The following is an 835-nucleotide window of genomic DNA, read 5'->3' as shown; positions in this document are numbered from 1 at the left end:
TTTTCTCCACGCCTGGCTGATGCCGGTGCTTCGGTTTTCTGGCGAATGGACCATGATGCCGACTATGGCGTGCTGAATGATATTGCCAGAGGGCAATCAGATCCCCGAAAAATAGGGCACTGTTGCAAATAGTCGGTGGTGATAAACTTATCATCCCCTTTTGCTGATGGAGCTGCACATGAACCCATTCAAAGGCCGGCATTTTCAGCGTGACATCATTCTGTGGGCCGTACGCTGGTACTGCAAATACGGCATCAGTTACCGTGAGCTGCAGGAGATGCTGGCTGAACGCGGAGTGAATGTCGATCACTCCACGATTTACCGCTGGGTTCAGCGTTATGCGCCTGAAATGGAAAAACGGCTGCGCTGGTACTGGCGTAACCCTTCCGATCTTTGCCCGTGGCACATGGATGAAACCTACGTGAAGGTCAATGGCCGCTGGGCGTATCTGTACCGGGCCGTCGACAGCCGGGGCCGCACTGTCGATTTTTATCTCTCCTCCCGTCGTAACAGCAAAGCTGCATACCGGTTTCTGGGTAAAATCCTCAACAACGTGAAGAAGTGGCAGATCCCGCGATTCATCAACACGGATAAAGCGCCCGCCTATGGTCGCGCGCTTGCTCTGCTCAAACGCGAAGGCCGGTGCCCGTCTGACGTTGAACACCGACAGATTAAGTACCGGAACAACGTGATTGAATGCGATCATGGCAAACTGAAACGGATAATCGGCGCCACGCTGGGATTTAAATCCATGAAGACGGCTTACGCCACCATCAAAGGTATTGAGGTGATGCGTGCACTACGCAAAGGCCAGGCCTCAGCATTTTATTATGGT

1 protein-coding gene is annotated in these 835 nt (G+C 52.9%); it reads left to right on the top strand.

Annotated elements, in window-relative coordinates; genetic code table 11:
• Nucleotides 1-178: 178 nt before the first annotated feature.
• The coding region (locus tag R7Z49_RS24130; RefSeq protein WP_032449030.1) for an IS6-like element IS26 family transposase at nt 179-835 on the top strand (657 nt) is incomplete at its 3' end.

Origin of the sequence: Vibrio sp. 1562 (assembly GCF_033340155.1) — a bacterium.
Classification (GTDB): Bacteria; Pseudomonadota; Gammaproteobacteria; order Enterobacterales; family Vibrionaceae; genus Vibrio; species Vibrio alginolyticus.
This window is presented reverse-complemented; position numbering and strand designations above follow the sequence as displayed.